The following is a 986-nucleotide window of genomic DNA, read 5'->3' on the forward strand; positions in this document are numbered from 1 at the left end:
CATCCGCGCGATCGCTTCTCTAGTGCTCGGGAAATGTTAGATGCGATCGCCGCCCCCGCTTATACCCCCACCCCCGCGACTCTCGCCTCTCCACCGCCTGTAGCAGCATCTCAACCGCCAACCACCCTCTCTTCCCCCAGCGATCGCCCCGCCAACTCCTCCCCAGGAATGGGAGATTGGCAAAAAGCCACTATTATCGGTGGGATTATCGGTATATTTACCTTGCTAGGATTGTGGATTACCCGCCCTCAACCCGAACCGATAATTTCCGATTCCTCGGAAAATGATACCCCGAATTCCCCCGCATCTCCCAATCCCCCGGAAAATGAGACCCCGAATTCACCCCCCGCACCTCCCACGCCTCAAGTCCCTCCCCAACCCGTAAATCCGTTTAATAAATCTGCATATCCTAAAACGAGTTGCGGCGATCGCTTGCCCACAGACCCCTATACTTATCCAGTAACCTTTTATCCCGTATTTATTTACAACAGCGAACTCAATTTACAGCGAGTCAAAGCGATGTTTTGTGAAGATGCCTATCCGAGATTTCTGGAAAATCAAAATCAACAACTCATCCAAGTCGCTTCTTTTTCCACCCGAGAACGAGCGGAATTTTTTACAGAATTACTTCGAGAAAGATTTAGGAGTGCTGCAGTGGGAGCACCTCGATTAATCGAGCAAATGCCAGAATAATTGGCAGGCAAAATAGGGTGCAAACCACCTCAAATTACTCCAAAATTTACCATTCAATTTCAGAAAAATGTGCTAAACTAGCTTAACCGCTTTGAACTGCTAGTAAAATTCTGCCGTAACGCCCTCACTCCGACACCGTTTATGAGCATTGCAAAACTCCTGAACAATCGATATCGCATCCTGCGCGAACTCGGTTCCGGCGGGTTCGGCGAAACGTTCCTCGCCGAAGACACCCAAATGCCTTCCGGGCGGCGCTGCGTTATCAAACAACTCAAACCCGTTACCGCCAATCC

2 pseudogenes are annotated in these 986 nt (G+C 50.0%); both read left to right on the plus strand.

From position 1 onward, the window contains the following. A pseudogene (locus tag LKK83_RS00505) lies at nucleotides 1-693 on the plus strand (hypothetical protein); the annotation flags it as partial. A gap of 141 nt (nucleotides 694-834) precedes the next feature. Further along, nucleotides 835-986, plus strand: a pseudogene (locus LKK83_RS00510) (serine/threonine protein kinase); the annotation flags it as partial.

The organism is Phormidium sp. CCY1219, from assembly GCF_035615515.1.
GTDB lineage: Bacteria > Cyanobacteriota > Cyanobacteriia > Cyanobacteriales > Laspinemataceae > CCY1219.